Source organism: Paenibacillus sp. FSL W8-0186 (assembly GCF_037969765.1).
GTDB lineage: Bacteria > Bacillota > Bacilli > Paenibacillales > Paenibacillaceae > Fontibacillus > Fontibacillus woosongensis.
In genome coordinates, this window is sequence record NZ_CP150207.1 from 1,811,848 (window position 1) to 1,828,337 (window position 16,490).

The 16,490-nt window shown below is 51.8% G+C and carries 13 protein-coding genes; all 13 read left to right on the forward strand.

Translation table 11 applies throughout. The features are described from left to right. The first annotated feature begins 187 nt into the window (after positions 1 to 187). The 13 genes from liaF to MKX50_RS07935 all read left to right on the forward strand — a co-directional run bounded on the left by liaF (position 188) and on the right by MKX50_RS07935 (position 16,445). A complete protein-coding gene (gene liaF, locus MKX50_RS07875; RefSeq protein WP_339159086.1) occupies positions 188 to 1,132 on the forward strand; it encodes a cell wall-active antibiotics response protein LiaF in 945 nt (314 codons plus the stop codon). A gap of 2 nt (positions 1,133 to 1,134) precedes the next feature. Further along, a complete protein-coding gene (locus tag MKX50_RS07880) occupies positions 1,135 to 2,160 on the forward strand; it encodes a sensor histidine kinase (protein ID WP_213589066.1) in 1,026 nt (341 codons plus the stop codon). Positions 2,161 to 2,175: 15 nt separating this feature from the next. Beyond that, on the forward strand, positions 2,176 to 2,838 hold the full coding sequence (locus MKX50_RS07885; RefSeq protein ID WP_155609335.1) for a response regulator transcription factor: 663 nt from the start codon (positions 2,176 to 2,178) through the stop codon (positions 2,836 to 2,838). Between the two features lie 153 nt (positions 2,839 to 2,991). Next, positions 2,992 to 4,620 (forward strand): trypsin-like peptidase domain-containing protein, encoded by a 1,629-nt coding sequence (locus MKX50_RS07890; RefSeq protein WP_339159087.1) that lies wholly within the window; start codon positions 2,992 to 2,994, stop codon positions 4,618 to 4,620. Positions 4,621 to 4,803: 183 nt separating this feature from the next. After that, positions 4,804 to 5,496 (forward strand): response regulator transcription factor, encoded by a 693-nt coding sequence (locus tag MKX50_RS07895; RefSeq protein WP_280530398.1) that lies wholly within the window; start codon positions 4,804 to 4,806, stop codon positions 5,494 to 5,496. A gap of 2 nt (positions 5,497 to 5,498) precedes the next feature. Beyond that, the gene (locus tag MKX50_RS07900; protein WP_213589063.1) at positions 5,499 to 6,956 is read left to right on the forward strand and encodes a HAMP domain-containing sensor histidine kinase; all 1,458 of its coding nucleotides are present in this window, start codon (positions 5,499 to 5,501) and stop codon (positions 6,954 to 6,956) included. A gap of 76 nt (positions 6,957 to 7,032) precedes the next feature. Beyond that, on the forward strand, positions 7,033 to 7,983 hold the full coding sequence (locus tag MKX50_RS07905; RefSeq protein WP_213589062.1) for a 4-hydroxy-3-methylbut-2-enyl diphosphate reductase: 951 nt from the start codon (positions 7,033 to 7,035) through the stop codon (positions 7,981 to 7,983). A gap of 274 nt (positions 7,984 to 8,257) precedes the next feature. After that, positions 8,258 to 10,039 (forward strand): histidine kinase, encoded by a 1,782-nt coding sequence (locus MKX50_RS07910; protein WP_339159088.1) that lies wholly within the window; start codon positions 8,258 to 8,260, stop codon positions 10,037 to 10,039. Between the two features lies 1 nt (position 10,040). After that, a complete protein-coding gene (locus MKX50_RS07915; protein WP_213589060.1) occupies positions 10,041 to 11,237 on the forward strand; it encodes a response regulator in 1,197 nt (398 codons plus the stop codon). A gap of 196 nt (positions 11,238 to 11,433) precedes the next feature. Beyond that, a complete protein-coding gene (locus MKX50_RS07920; protein WP_213589059.1) occupies positions 11,434 to 12,732 on the forward strand; it encodes an extracellular solute-binding protein in 1,299 nt (432 codons plus the stop codon). 189 nt (positions 12,733 to 12,921) lie between these two features. Beyond that, complete coding sequence (locus tag MKX50_RS07925; protein WP_155609327.1) at positions 12,922 to 13,797, forward strand: sugar ABC transporter permease; 876 nt, start codon at positions 12,922 to 12,924, stop codon at positions 13,795 to 13,797. Positions 13,798 to 13,823: 26 nt separating this feature from the next. Then, the gene (locus tag MKX50_RS07930) at positions 13,824 to 14,654 is read left to right on the forward strand and encodes a carbohydrate ABC transporter permease (protein WP_213589058.1); all 831 of its coding nucleotides are present in this window, start codon (positions 13,824 to 13,826) and stop codon (positions 14,652 to 14,654) included. A 15-nt stretch (positions 14,655 to 14,669) separates the two neighbouring features. Next, the gene (locus tag MKX50_RS07935; RefSeq protein ID WP_339159091.1) at positions 14,670 to 16,445 is read left to right on the forward strand and encodes a DUF5605 domain-containing protein; all 1,776 of its coding nucleotides are present in this window, start codon (positions 14,670 to 14,672) and stop codon (positions 16,443 to 16,445) included. The last annotated feature ends 45 nt before the right edge of the window (positions 16,446 to 16,490 follow it).

Sequence of the window (16,490 nt, forward strand, 5' to 3'; positions counted from 1 at the left end):
ATAGGGCGCTCTTTTGTTGTTAGGAGCAGGGATTTATATTTGATACATACCAACAAATGGAATCATATCGGTCTCGGGACGGAGATGGTTTTCCATCTGCCGCCGCTGTCCCTTCCCGGCAGGATGGTGTACACTTAGAACAGATTCAAGGAATAAGATCGTGCTTCTTAAGATGGAGGGAATGTAAATGAAGAACGACATGTCAGGCCGAATATTCGGAGGACTTGTGCTTATTGGAATCGGCGTCGTCTTTTTGCTGAATCAGCTCGGCTACACCGATATTAGTCTCGGCTATTTGTTTTCTACCTATTGGCCCGTATTTTTGATCATCGCCGGAATATTGCATCTGGTGAACAGGGAGCGCGAGAGCTCCAGCTTCGTTTGGAGCCTGGTTCTGATCGTATTAGGCGTGTTCTTCCTGGGCAAAAATGTAGGATTTCTCGATATTGATGCTTCCGATTTCTTCAAAATGTTTATCCCGGTCATGCTCATTATATTCGGTCTATCCATTCTGTTTAAACCGAGGGACCGCCAGGAGAAAAAGGAGGATCTGCCTCCTATGCCGCCGCCCCCGGTAGACAACCCGTTCGAGGCGCCGATCGATCCGGCCTTTCATCCGGAAATGGAATCGCCGCTTGATAAAATCTTCGGTACGACGAACAAAGGTGACGCGCAGTTCGGTGAGAAGCCGCAGGACGAGAAAATGAACTACAATTCTTATCACGGCAGCAGCACGAAGTCCAGCAAGCGGGAAGTGATTACAAAGGCGGGGTTTATTGGCGACGTTCATCTCGGACAGGATTATTTTCAACTGCAGCCCATGAATATATCGCATTTCATCGGAGATACGGTTATCGATTTGACGAAAGCGCAAATTCCTTATGGGGAAACCAAAATCAATGTCTCGGCATTTATCGGTGACGTGAAGGTGTTCATTCCTGAGGATATGGACATCGGAATTACCGCTACCTCCAGCGCGCTCATCGGCGATTTGAAGGTTTTGTCGCAAAAGCGCGGAGGCTTCTTAAGCAACGTGAATGCCCAGTCGCCGCATTATGGTGAGGCCGGCAAGCGCATTAAACTGGTCGTCAGCGTGTTCGTCGGCGACGTAAAAGTAAACATGGTGGGCTGATTATGATCGTACAGCGTATATTGAAAAATACAAAATGGGAGCTGCTGCTCTACTTCCTGCTGACAGGCAGTCTGACGGCAGTAGCTCTTTATGTCGGCTCGATCTTCGGAGCCGTCCATGTTATTGATCCTCGGGTATGGATTTACATCATCGCGGGGATTCTTGTGTTTATTCTGATTATCGGATATATCGCCGGACAGCGCATACAGCGGCGGCTGGATTACCTGCATTTGAACATGCTTCAGGTAGCGAAAGGGAATCTAGCAGTTCGCATGCCGGATACGGCTGACCAGACGTTTTCCGGCGTCTACCAGGAATTTAACAATATGACAGAGGCCGTCGAGAAGAAGATGAAGCTGCTTCAACAGTTTGGCGAGCGGGAAGTGGTCGAGAAGGAGCAGGCTGCGGAGAAAGCGGTGCTCGAGGAGCGAAGGAGGCTTGCCCGCGATTTGCACGACACGGTAAGCCAGCAGCTGTTTGCGATTCATATGGCGGCATCCTCTTTACCAAAGGTACTGGAAATGAACGAAGCTCAGGCGCAAACTGTGCTGGATCAATTGATCCAAATGTCCAACATGGCGCAGAAGCAGATGCGTGCGCTTATTGCGCAGCTGCGTCCGATGGAGCTTGTGGGCAAGACGCTGGCCGAAGCGCTGGACCAGTGGTTTCCCGATTATTGCCGGCAGAATGGCCTGAGGGGAATGAAGGACATGGATCTGCAGGGGGATCTGTCCGAAGCGAAGGAGCATCAGCTGTTCTTGATCGTGCAAGAGGCGATGGCGAATATCGTCAAGCATTCGGGGGCCAAGCTGGTTAGCCTGTCACTGAGGGAAGGGCCGCGGCAGGTTGTACTGAGCATCAGCGATGACGGGCAGGGCTTCAGCAACGGTGCTCAGAAGCAGGGCTCGTACGGCCTTACAACGATGAAGGAACGCGCGGAGAAGCTCGGCGGCAATGTCGAAATTATTAGCAAGCCAGGGGCAGGGACGACGATTCGCGTACATATTCCTAAGTTTGAAGAAGAGTAGAGAGGAGAACGCCAGATGAGCGACAAGAAAATCAGAGTGATGATCGTGGACGATCACGATATGGTCCGTATGGGCCTCAAGACGTATTTAATGCTTGATCCGGGCTTTGAGGTCGTAGCGGAGGCCAGCGACGGCGATCAGGTTGTCAAGCTGCTGGATCAAGGCATCGAGGGTGGGCTGCCGGATATCGTCCTGATGGACTTGATGATGCCCTCCATGAACGGGGCTGAAGCGACGAAGGAGGTGCTGGGCCGATATCCGGAAATAAAGATCGTTATCCTGACGAGCTTTCTCGAGGACGATCTTGTCGTTCAGGCGATTGAATCGGGTGCGGTCAGCTATGTGCTGAAGACGGTTTCGGCTGCCGAGCTCATTTATGCCTTGCAGGGAGCATATCGGGGGATGCCCGTTATGACTGGAGACGTCGCCCAGGCGCTAACGCGCGGGCTGCGCCAGCGCACCGTGCAGGGCGATGATTCCGGCATGACCGAGCGGGAGAAGGAAGTTCTGCTGCTGATTGCCGAAGGAAAGAGCAATAAAGACATCGCCGAGGAGCTTCACATCAGCATCAAGACCGTGAAGACCCATGTCAGCAATCTGCTGATGAAATGCGAGCTGGAGGATCGGACGCAGCTGGCGATTTATGCCCACCGGCAAGGATGGGTGACAGGCTTCTAGCATGACTTGCTCTGCTGCTGAAGCATAATAGTGGGTTGTTTCAGGCTTTTATCTCCTTTTTAATTGTTTTTAAGGTACGTTTAAGGTTTATAGTACAAAATAAGAACAGTAAACAAGAACCCCAGTAAGGCCGGGGGCAAGGAGGTATTCACCATGGACGATCAAAAAAATAAACCGGGTCAAGGCTTTGGAGAGAACGGAAATGACAAACCGCAGCAAACTCCGGAGTCCGGCTCGTCCTCTTCATATTACTATTCATACGGACCTTTTCAATCCTATGGCAAAAACGGCGAGGAATCCGGGCAAGGCCCATCCTACGAACGCCGTCAGCCGGAGGAGGTAGAAATCACCAGGCCGCAGCCAGTAAAGCCAATCCCTACATCTTCTTTTACGAGCTATAATTCTACGGAAGGCTCGCCTGGCGCATTCGGCGGCAGCGGCACGGGAAATTCGGCACCGCCAGCAGCAAGGAACAACAACTGGCAGTACAATGAACGGCCGAAGCGCTCGTCCTTCAAATCCGTATTGGCGGGCATGCTGGCAGGCATGCTGATTCTGACCGGAGCGATGGTGTTCGCAGACCGGACCAATTTGTTCACGCCTGAATCAGCAGCGCATGTCCCGGCGACAACGGCACCCGAATCCAAGACGGCGGCAGGGGAAGGCGGCTCATCGTCCAAGACTTCGACAGCCGTCTTCCCGATGACAAATCCCGGCGACGTTACCAGTGTCGTGCAGCAGGCTAGTCCTGCTGTCGTGAAGATCGAGACTCTGGTTAAAGCCGGCAGACAAAGCCAGCGGAGCCAAAGCAACGATCCGTTCTACCGCTTCTTCTTCGGCGACGACCTGTATGGAAACAATGGAGGCAGCGGCGGCGGGTCCGGCTCCTCCAATTCGAACCAGCTGGTGCCTACCGGTATCGGGTCCGGCTTCATCTTCGATAAGACGGGTTACATCCTGACGAACGAGCACGTCGTGCATAATGCCGATATCGTTCAAGTAACACTTCAGGACAGCGAGAAGCCTTATGAAGCGAAGGTGCTTGGTACAAGCTATGAACTCGACCTCGCTGTGCTCAAGATCGAAGGAGACAGCAATTTTCCTTCCATTCCGCTCGGCAACTCCGACAACACGCAGGTAGGCGAATGGCTGGTAGCGATCGGCAACCCGCAGGGCTTTGACCATACCGTTACGGCAGGGGTTCTGAGCGCCAAGGAAAGAGGCGGCATCCGCATCGCTGGCGAGAACGGCGAGAAGGACCGGGAATACGAGCATTTGCTGCAAACTGATGCATCGATCAATCCGGGGAACTCTGGAGGTCCGCTGCTGAACCTGAACGGGGAAGTTGTGGGAATTAACGTGGCGGTAAGCTCCGATGCTCAAGGGATCGGATTCGCGATTCCGACGTCTACGGTGTCCGAAGTGCTGGATAAGCTGAAGAATAACGAGGAAATTCCGAAGAAGCCGGTGCCGTTCATTGGGGCGACCCTGATGACAATGACGGATGAAGTGGCGAAACAGATGGGAACCGATGTGAAGGAAGGCTCCGTCGTCTCTGATATCGTCTACAAATCTCCGGCATACAATGCCGATCTTCGTCCATATGATATCATCACTGGAGCAGACGGCAAGAAATTCGTGACGAAGGAAGAACTCATCGCTTATATTCAGAAGCAGACCGTAGGTACGGTTGTTACATTTAACATCGTGCGCGACGGCAAGAATATCGATCTGAAGGTGACGATCGGCGACAAAAACGAGTTTCCTAACCTCCAGCAATAAAACCGAATGAGAAGTCTGCAGAAACAAAGAGAGGCGGCACGGCTAATTTGCCCTGCCGCCTCTTAATATAGCCAATAAGGTATATACGGACGAAACAAGCAGACATTTGTTGTACAATATAGATATGAAGCCGCAAGACCGGAGTTAAGCAGACAGCGGCTTTGGTATAAAGGAGAGATGGCCGTGAGATCGGGAATATTGGTAATCGATGATGATGAAAAGATTACTTCCATGCTCCGCCGGGGCCTGGCATTCGAAGGGTATGACGTTTATACGGCGAATGACGGGATGGAAGGTCTGTCGATGCTGCTGACTGCAGATCCAGATTTGATCATATTGGACGTGATGATGCCGAAGCTGGACGGATTCGAGGTGTGCCGCCGGCTGAGGGAAGGGGGCAGCACGGTTCCCGTACTTATGCTGACAGCGAAAGACGAGGTCGAGAACCGGGTTAAGGGGCTGGACACCGGGGCAGACGACTATTTGGTGAAGCCGTTTGCGCTGGAGGAGCTGCTGGCCCGGGTACGCGCGCTGCTGCGGCGCAAGGATTCCACAGGAGGAGAGGCGGGAAGCCACAGGCTGATCTTCGAGGATGTCATTATGGATATGGATTCGCGCGAGGTGCTGCGCGGCGGCCAGCGGCTGGAGCTGACCGCCAAGGAGTTTGAGCTGCTGCATCTGTTCATGCAAAATCCGAAGCGGCTGCTGACGCGCGACCTGATCATGGACAAAATTTGGGGGTACGACTACAGCGGTGAATCGAACGTGCTCGAGGTGTATATTGCGATGCTCAGGCAGAAGACGGAAGAGCATGGAGGAAAGCGCATCATTCAGACGATCCGCGGCGCCGGCTACATTCTGAGAGGGGATTCCTAGGCATGTCGATCCGGTTACGTCTAACCGCGTGGTATACGGGGATTTTAGCGATTACGCTGATTATGTTCGGCGCATCCATATATGGAATAGTAAGATATAACATTTTTCTGGAAGTGAAGAAGAAGGTCGAGGAGCACGGGGCTCAGATTGAAAAATCCCAGAATGTCAGCCTGTCTCAAGGGCTGGATCTGCAAATGGACCGCAACCAAATCCTCCGTTTAGAGGATGCCCGCATCTTCTGGCAGCTGAACAATTATGTCAAAAATTCCATGCGCATTTCCGAAGGCATGCTGAACCGCGAAATGGTCTTCCCGGTTCCTGACATCGATCAGATCGGCAAAAAAGGTGTGTTTCAGAGCATCACCATCAATGGAAACTCTTATATGCTGTATGAACGGCCGCTTGTTTACGGCAATACGATCGTCGGTCTGCTCCAGCTTGCCGCGGATACCAATGCGGAGAACCGGATCATGGATCAGCTGAAAACCGTGCTGCTGTTCGGATCATTTATTACGATTGCCGTAGCAAGCACATTCGGCTTATTCTTGGCCCGGCAGTCGATGGCGCCCATCGGCAAGGTTATCGAGGCAGCCAATGGGATTCAGAAGGGGACGGACCTGAGCGTCCGCATAGAATATGATGGACCCAGCGATGAGATCGGCAGGCTGATCGGCACCGTAAACAACATGCTGGCTCGGACAGAAGGGTTCTATAAGGAGCTGGATGAGGCGTATGCGAACCAGCGCCGCTTCGTATCCGATGCTTCGCATGAGCTGAGAACGCCGCTGACCACCATTCGGGGGAACGTTGATCTGCTGAAAAAAATCTGGGTTCGTGAGGGCGAGGAGCCGGGGGCGATGGATGAGGAGCAGCTCCGCAAATTCTCTCTAGAAGCCGTAAGCGATATCGCCGACGAGTCTGAGCGGATGAGCCGCCTGATCAATGATATGCTGTCGCTCGCCCGGGCCGATGCCGGGCAGACGATCGAGAAGCAGCCGCAGATGCTGGGCCCGATCGTGGAGGAGGTCGTACGGCGGGCCAATTTCTTGCCGCGCAAGGCTTTATGGCTGCAGGGGGATTTAACGGCCATCCAGGACGCCTGCATCGACGGCAATAAAGATTATCTGCAGCAAATGCTGTTCATTTTTATTGAGAACGCCTTTAAGTATACTCCCGAAGGGCAAGTCGTCATCGATGCGGTCAAATCGGGCAACCAGGTCGGCATCCGGATCAAGGACAGCGGAATCGGCATGGATCGCAGCGAAATTCCGCAGATTTTCGAACGCTTCTACCGGGCGGATCCATCCCGGGGAGTCACTCAGGGTACGGGGCTGGGCCTTTCTATTGCGAAATGGATTATCGATGAGCATCAGGGCTCAGTCGAGGTGGTAACCCGGCGCGGCGAGGGAACAACTTTTGTGATCTGGCTCCCTGTTGTCTTTAACGACCAGCCGGAATAGGCTATAATTAAGATTGTTGCCCTTTAATCAGGATCCGGTTTGGATACGAGGGAACAAGAAAGCGAGGGTGCAAATCATGGAAGTGATCAAAATTTCGCCGCGCGGTTATTGTTACGGGGTCGTTGACGCGATGGTGCTTGCCCGGCAAGCCGCCAAGAATCTCGATTTGCCGCGGCCGATATATATACTGGGAATGATTGTCCACAACAGTCATGTGACTCAATCCTTTGAGGATGAAGGAATCATCACGCTTGACGGTCCGAACCGTCTGGATATACTCAGTCAGGTGGAGAGCGGCACGGTGATTTTTACCGCTCATGGGGTATCGCCTGAAGTGCGGAAAATCGCCCGTGATAAAGGGCTGACTACGGTCGACGCCACTTGCCCGGACGTGACCAAGACGCATGTCTTGATCGAGGAGAAGGTCGCAGAAGGGTACGAAATCATTTACATCGGCAAGAAAGGACATCCTGAGCCGGAAGGGGCGATTGGGGTTGCGCCAGAGCACGTGCATTTGATCGAGAAGGAAGAGGAGATCGATGCATTGAATATCGCTTCGGACCGGATCGTCATCACGAACCAGACGACGATGAGCCAATGGGATATCAAGCATATTATGAAGAAGCTGCTGGAGAGGTTTCCGGGAGCAGAGATTCATAATGAAATATGCCTGGCAACCCAGGTGCGGCAGGAGGCGGTAGCCGAGCAGGCCGGGCAGGCGGATCTCGTTATCGTTGTAGGCGATCCGCGCAGCAACAACTCCAACCGTCTCGCCCAAGTGTCGGAGGAGATAGCCGGGGTAAAGGCTTATCGGATTTCCGATGTAACCGAACTGAAGCGCGAATGGCTGGAGGGAGTCGGCAAAGTGGCCGTCACCTCGGGGGCGTCTACGCCGACGCCGATTACGAAGGAGGTTATCGCTTATTTGGAGCAGTATGACCCGAATAACGCGGATACCTGGGAGATCGTACGGACGGTGAATATGCAGAAGCTGCTGCCGCCCGTGAAGGCTGCCAAGAAATCTTAATATGCGGAATCATTCCTAAGAAGCCGTCTCGATGGCCGGGTATATTGGCCGGAAGAGACGGCTTTTTGCTGTTGTTCGCGGCGGGGATGGAACGAGAGCTGAATGCGTCCATAAAGTCATAAAAGTGTTGTAAATAGCATAATTGGTCTATTGCTATTCCCTGTTGGAGTTGTGACCGCATAAAACGGGTGGAAAAAACAAAATTTGCAGATGGATAATGGATCCTGTCCCGATTAGACTGAAAGAAAGACAACGAGAGTATGGGGGCTAAATTATGCTTTGGAAGCGGCTATCTTATCATCATAAATTATTTATTGTGCTCATTATCGCCAGCAGTTTGCCCGTCTTATTGCTGGGAACGATCGCTTACAAAAAATCCTCGGAAACTTTAATGCAGCAGACAGAGCAGGACTTGCAGATTATTGCCAGGCAATTAATTACGGCGATCGAGAAGCAGGTTAGCGACTTCGACCGCTTCAGCATTTTGCCTTACTATATGCCGGAAGCGTTTACAATATTTAATCAGCCTTACGTTCCCCAGGAAGAATGGGGCTCCGCGGAGCTGAATGCGCAGAAACAGCTCATTCGCTTGATGAGCGCCTATCCCTCGATTAACAAGTCGATCAAAGGAATGGTGTTCTACGGAATGAACGAAAGCATCAGCGGTTACCGGCTCAGCGGCTCATCTACCATGAACAAAAATTATGATGTGACTGAAGAAAAGTGGTACCAGGAGGCTCTGGAGAAAAACGGGGGATTTGTCGTCTCGGGCGTACACGAGGTTAAACAATTCGAAGGAGAAGTTTTCAAGGCCGTAACGGTGTCCAGATTGCTGCTGGACGAGCAAATGCGGCCTCTTGCCGTCATTGCTATCCACATTTCTCCCGATTTCATCGAGAGAATCATTACCTCCTCGCAGCTCCGCGATACGGTCGTCACGGTCGTCGATGCGGACAATCAGCTGGTCTATGCTTCGGACGAACAATTGGCGGCTCATTTGCTGGAGCATCCACTGGACAGCGGCGCGGATGGAACGTGGATTGCCGACAGCAGTCTAGAACAACGAAATGTGAAATACAGCGGCGTTGTAAGGATGAACAAGTATTTAGGCTGGACGATTTATATGGGCAAAAATCAAACTGATATTCTGCAGGGAACGAGCAAGATACGCCAATATACCGTCGTAATCGCCACTGTGCTGATGTTCGCCTCGGCGGCGGTATCTTGGCTGCTGGCCAACGGCTTGGCTGGACCGATTCGCCGCTTAATCCGTTCCATGCGCAATGTGGAGACCGGCCGATTCGAAATTCTTGAGGCGCCCAACCGGTATGACGAAATCGGCCAGCTGCATTTAAGCTATGTCCGGATGGTCAAACGTCTAAATGAGCTGATCCACTCGATTGCCGAAAAGGAAAGGCAGAAGCGGAAGGCGGAGCTGTACGCGCTGCGGGTCAGGATACAGCCTCACTTTTTGTATAATACGCTGAATTCCATTCGGATGCTGGCCATATTACAGCAGTCTCCGCAAATCGCCAAGCTGATCCATTCGCTAAACCGTTTGCTGCAATCCTATCTCAAGCTGAATGATGAGCTGATGCCGCTCTCCAGAGAAATCGAGCTCCTGCAGGACTACGAGAAGCTGATGGATTTGCGGTATACGAATACTTTTGAAGTGAAGTGGGACATCCCGGATTCGTTGGCGGATGCAGGCATACCGGCCATGCTGCTTCAGCCGGTTTTGGAAAATTCAATTTTTCATGCTTCCAGGGGACTAAGCCGTATTTTGATGATTATCATCAGGGCGCGTCTATTGGAGGATGGCCGTACCTTATGCATTGAGATCATGGATGACGGAACAGGAATTACCGAGGAGCAAATCGAGAACCTGCTGCAGGAAAGGCGGGAAGACGATTGCGCTAATATTGGAATAAACAATGTGAATGACCGGATACGGCTATGGTTCGGCCGAGAATACGGTCTGACGCTGAGACGTTTGGCGCCGGGAACGGCAGTTATAGTTACAATACCCTATAAACCGGTAAGGAAGGAGATTTAGGATGTGGAATCTTCTTGTCGTTGAGGATGAAGCGATTGTCAGAATGGGATTGCGTTACATGGTGGATTGGGAGGCGCAGGGCGTATGCTGGAAAGCTGAGGCTTCCAATGGAGAAGAAGCGGTGAAGGTACTGGAAGCCGAGGACATCCACATCGTGATGACCGACATTCGCATGCCTGGCATGGACGGGCTCGATCTAGGCAGGTATATCCGCGAGAAACATGGCGGGCATATACAGGTTATCTATTTAAGCAGCTATGACGATTTTCCCTATGTCAAAGAGGCGATTCGCCTTGGAGCGCTGGATTATCTCCACAAGCCTACCATGGACGAGAAGGAAGTGACAGCAGCGCTTCGCAAAGCTATTCAGCTGTTGGAGCAGAGCACGGCGAGGGCACCTGAAAGAAAGTGGTCAGAGGATGAGCGGAACGATTGGTTCGTTTCTTTGCTGGATGCTTACACGTATCCCCAAAAAATGCTGCTTCCCGAGCTTGCGGAAGGACAGTTTAACGAGGGGCTGTGGATTACCGCAATGCGGCTTCGCGATGATGCAGCTGACCATATGGCCGCGGCCTCTGCCAGGGATCATCTCAAATTCATGTCCATTCGGTATTTGATCGACGAATATGTAGCCAGGGACTGGGGAGGTATTGTGTTTCACCGCAATCACCGCGAAATACTATGGCTGGCGCCGGCCAAATCCAAGGAAGGCCTGGAGGATCACCAGAGCAAGGAGCAGTACCTGGACAGGCTGCGGAGCAAAGTTTTCGAGCTGCTCAACGCCTCAATCATTTACTCCTGCAGTTCGGTCTATGATGATTTTCGGCAAATACCGGAAGCATACCTGGAGGTTGAGCTGAAGTTCCCGGTGAATCAGCAGAGCGACAGCCTGCATGTCAGGTTAGCTAAAGAATATGTCGATAACCATCTGCTAGAGGATATTACCTTGATGAAGGTAGCGGAATCCATTCCGATCAGCTCGAGTTACTTGAGCCGGATTTTCTTGAAGGAAGTAGGAGAGAGTTTTAGCGATTACGTCATACGCAACAAAGTGATATACGCCCAAAAGCTGCTGCGGGAAACGAATAAGAAGATCTACGAAATCAGTGAAATTCTGAGTTATACGAACCCGCACTATTTCAGCAAGCTGTTCAAGGAACGAACCGGTATGACCCCGCTGGAGTATCGGAACCGTTAGTGCATAGGAATGTAGGAAACAGCATGATTCGTCTATTTCAGGAGAAAAATGCCCGGTTTACGGGCGGAGCAAGACGATATGATCGCGTAGAAAATGACATGCTTCCCTCATACCCGGCACGGCTTCTCGGTAGTAGACTTAGAAGCAAGCCAATAGGCAGCCATGACTTAAGAACATCAAAAGAGGGGGTTATTCAATGAATAGGAAACGTATTTCAGCCATGCTTGCGGTCGTGATGTCAGCCGTCCTGATGTTATCGGCCTGCGGCGGAGGGGCAGGTACGGAGAAAGCTTCCGGCAGCAGCGGCTCCGGCAGTGGGGAAGGGCAGAAGACTACGGTAACGGTTTGGGTGCTCAATGATCAGAATTCTTATCTGGAGCCGATCATCAAAGCATTCCAGAGCGAAAATCCGGATATTAAAGTGGAGCCTACTTATTATGGAACAGACCCGTTAAAGGAATCGCTGAAGGTAGCGGCGTCTTCCAAAACGCTGCCCGATATGTGGTTCACCTGGGGCGGCTCGCTCGGCTCCTTTTACCCGGAGAACGGCCTGGCTATGGATTTGACGCAGGTTGCGGCAGACCATGGATGGGAGAACATTTATAATCCTGCTGCACTTGATTTGGTTCAATATGACGGCAAAACCTACGGGGTGCCGTTCCATCTAGCATCTCTCTCGGTCTTCTATCCGAAGGAGCTGTATGCAAAATTGAATTTAACGCCGCCGGCTACGTTCGCCGAATTCGAGGGGCAATTGCAATTGATGAAAGATCAGGGGATTACGCCGTTTGCCGTTGGCGGCAAAGGCGGCTGGATGCTGATGCGCTGGGTGGAGCAGCTTATTGAGCATTACGGCGGAACCGAGCTTCATGACCGGTTGAACGCGCTGGAAGCCTCCTGGGATGATCCGGCCGTCGTTCAGACTTTCCAGAAGCTGAAGGATTGGTCCGATAAAGGCTATTTCGAGAAAGGCTTCATCACCCTGGACCCGCTTGAAGCGGAAACGCCGATGTATCATGGGCAGCAAGGCTTTGCGCTAGAGGGGGCATGGGTTGATCTGAGCATTAGCCAGGCTGGAGCGGATCCTAACGATTTCGGCACCTTTAAATTCCCGACGGACCAGGAGCCAGTCCGGATGTCGAGCTTTGCGGAAATGTTCCAGATTAACGCAGGATCTGAACCACAGGTGCAGGAAGCAGCCTTGAAATTGGCTGAATATATTACCGGCGAGGAAGTCGTAAATGAATATATCGATGTATACGGCTCTCCGGCCTTGAAGCAGTTCAAAACTTCGGAGCAGTCTCCACATACGTCCGAGATGGCGGAAATGATCAAGGGCGGTAATTTCCTGATCGCGGATCAAGCGCTGCCCCAGACGGTTGTACAGAAGCTGTTTGAAGCTCAGGATGCAGTCATTTTGAATGAATGGACGCCAGAACAGGCTGCGAAGGAAATTCAGAAGGCAGCTGAGTCGTACAAGAGCAACAGCAACTAGAAGTGGCAGCAGCATAGCTTGGGAGAACAGCCGGAAGGCTGTTCTCTTGGATATCAGAAAGCAATAAGCACGGAGCTTTAGCTTCTTGATATCACAAGGAATACTACCGCAAAAAGCGGTCGGGCTCCATAGAAAGTACGTTGTTAAACGTGTTTCTTATGCTGGGGCCTTGTGCGAGGGAGGCAAGGTATGAAACTCAAAGCTTGGAAGCCGTGGACGTTTCTGCTGCCGGCGCTGCTCATTTATCTCGCCGTCATCGTGGCGCCATCGCTGTATACACTTCAGCTCAGCTTTTACAAGTGGAATGGGATATCTCCGGACAAGCAGTTTGTCGGATTGCAAAACTACATTTATTTGCTGACTGAGGATACCGTATTTCAGACGGCCTTGAAAAACAACGTGTTGTGGCTGGCCGGTTCATTAACGATCATTATCGGACTAGGATTGTTGTTCGCCCTGCTGCTAAACCGGAAAATAAAGGGCAGATCGCTGTTTCGCGGCGTGTTTTATTTTCCTTATGTATTATCAGGCATTATCGTCGCCCTCATGTGGACCTGGCTGTATCATCCAACGAGGGGATTTTTCAATACGGTGCTGGAGGCCATCGGGCTGGGGAATTTGGCTCACACGTGGCTGGCCGATCCGAAAACCGCTCTATATGCGGTGTTTATTGCCGCAGTATGGCAGGGCGTAGGGCTGCCAATGGTTCTATTTCTTGCCGGCCTGCAGAGCATTCCGAAGGACTGCTATGAGGCGGCGATTATCGACGGAGCCAGACCGATGCAATCGTTTCGCTTCATCACGATCCCGCTGCTCAGCGAAACATTCGTCATCGTGTTCGCGACGACAATGGTTAATGCCATGAAGGTATATGACATCATCTACGGCATGACGGCCGGCGGGCCGGCACAGAGCACGCAGGTGCTCTCTTCATGGATGTATTATCAGACGTTTAAATTCAACAATATCGGCGTAGGATCGGCTATTTCGTGGTTCCTTGTCCTGGTCGCAATGGCTGTTATCATTCCTTACGTCTTCTATACAAACAAGAAATCGCATCTGTGATTTTCGGGAAAGAGGGTGAAGTCCCTATGGAAGAAGTACAACAATCCGCTGTTTCGAAGGCGGCTACCTATATATTACTCATCGTCCTGAGCCTGCTCTTTCTTATTCCTATCGCGTTTATCGTCATGACGGCCTTGAAATCCAATGCCGATTTGATGAGAAATCCGGTGTACCGTTTGCCGGAAGTGTTCCAATGGAGCAATTTCGCGGAGGCCTGGGATAAGATGAAGCTGTATATCCGCAATAGTCTCGTTATTTCCGTCGTGAAGGTTCCGATTGGGATTCTGATTGAAGCGCTGGCTGCCTACGCGCTGACCCGGATGGGGTTCAAATGGGCAAACGCACTGTTTGCGGTATTTCTGGTCGGCATGATGATCCCGTTCCAGGCAACGTTAGTTCCGCTCAATATGATGCTCAATTATTTCGGGCTTGAAAATACGTATCCTGGTATTTTTATCGTGTACATCGGCTTTGGGATTCCGTTTGGCATTATGGTGCTGAGAGGCTTTCTTCGCTCCATTCCGAAGGAATTGGATGAGGCGGCTTATATTGACGGATGCGCGGAGCTGGGGAAATTTTTCCGCATTATACTGCCGATCGCGATGCCGGCGATTGCGACCTTGATCATTCTCGACTTTCTGTCGACCTGGAATGAATTTTTGCTGGCGCAAATTTTTATTACGAAGGATTCGATGCAGCCGGTTACGGCAGGCCTGCTTACGTTTCAGGGCCAGCATTCCACGAACTATACGCTGCTGAGCGCGGGCGTGCTTATATCGATCGTACCGATTTTGGCTGTCTACTTGTTCTTTCAGAAATATTTCGTTTCGGGGATGGCCGGAGCCGTAAAAGGCTAACGAAAAGGAGGATACATGATGTTTACGGAGCAGGATAGAATTGGAAGGATATGGACGGATCCAGCAGCTGGGAGCATATTAGAAAAGCATTTCTCATTCCTTGCAGAGGAGAGGCATCTTGCCTTCGCCTATAAAATTATGACGCTTCAGGAGTTTCTAGATGCTCGGCAGGAGCTGGGCTTCACGGATCAAGAAAGGGCGGCATTTCTTCAAGAGCTCGCTCAGCTGCCTTCCACCAAATTGTTGGAACGGCGTGCGGAAATGGTGAATAAGCCGCAGGAAGCCCCACAGGGTGCTGCGGAGATTGGGCGCCATAGTGAAGGCGCAGGTCTGATAAGCTCTCCGAAATCTGCTGCCAAATGGGGTGTCTATGAGCTGGAGCTGAGAGGGCCGGCTTATGGAAATCCGTATACGGACATCGATCTGAAGGCGACGTTTGTCTGTGAGGAAGATGGGCGCAGCATACGTGTTCCAGGGTTTTATAACGGAAACGGAGTTTATAAAATTCGTATGATGCCTGGTGAAGAGGGGCGTTGGACTTACCGGACGGAGAGCACGGAAAAAGCGCTGGACGGACACGAGGGAATCTTCGTTTGCACCGCCCCTGAGGCGGGGAATCATGGCCCGGTCCGGGTTCGTGACAAATATCATTTCGCCTATGAGGATGGCACGGCTTATTTGCCGTTTGGCACGACCTGCTATGTCTGGACGCATCAGGGGGAAGAGCTGGAACAGCAAACACTGGAGTCGCTCACGCGCTCGCCATTCAATAAAATGCGGATGTGCGTTTTTCCAAAATCATATCTCTATAACCTGAACGAGCCCGAGCTCTATCCTTATGAAGGCTCCATCCGGGAAGGCTGGAATTTCAGCGTATTTAATCCTGAATTCTTCGAGCATTTGGAGCAGAGGATCGCCGATTTGGGACGCCTTGGCATCGAAGCGGATCTTATTCTGTTCCATCCGTACGACAGATGGGGGTTCTCGGAAATGAGCCGGGAGGAGGATGACCTCTATTTGCGTTATATCGTGGCCCGCTTGTCCGCTTACCGTCATGTCTGGTGGTCGCTCGCCAATGAATATGATTTGATGTGGGCCAAAACCGGCGAGGATTGGGAGCGTTATGCCCGAATTATTACGGAGAACGATCCATACGGGCATTTGCTGTCGAATCACAATTGGCTGAATTTTTACGATCACAGCAAACCTTGGCTGACTCACTGCAGCCTGCAAAGAATAGATGTCTACAAAACCTCGGAGGCCACGCTGGAGTGGCGGGAGCGCTGGGACAAACCGATCGTTATCGACGAGTGCGCCTATGAGGGCGATATCGACCAGGGCTGGGGGAACATTACCGGCGAGGAAATGGTGCGGAGATTCTGGGAAGGAACGATCCGCGGAGGATATGTCGGCCATGGGGAAACTTATTTGAACGACGAGGAAGTGTTGTGGTGGTCCAAAGGCGGCAGGCTGGTTGGGGATAGCCCCGCGCGGATCGGTTTCTTACGCAGCCTGGTCGAGGAAGCCCCTGGACAATGCTGGGAGCCGCTGCGCTCGGACTGGGATCTTCCCTGCGCGGGCATTCGAGATGAATATTATGTCTATTACTTTGGCTTCAACCAGCCCAAATTTCGGATCTTCCACATGAGGCCGGGCATCAAGTATAAAGTAGATATCATAGACACATGGGGCATGACGATCGATGAGAGCGCTGGCGTTCACGAAGGCTCGTTCCGCATCGAGCTCCCTGGCAGGCCGTATATGGCCGTGCGTCTGACAAGAGCAGAATAGGCCGCTAACTAAGGCAAGGATAAGCTGCAAACCAGCTAGATGAGG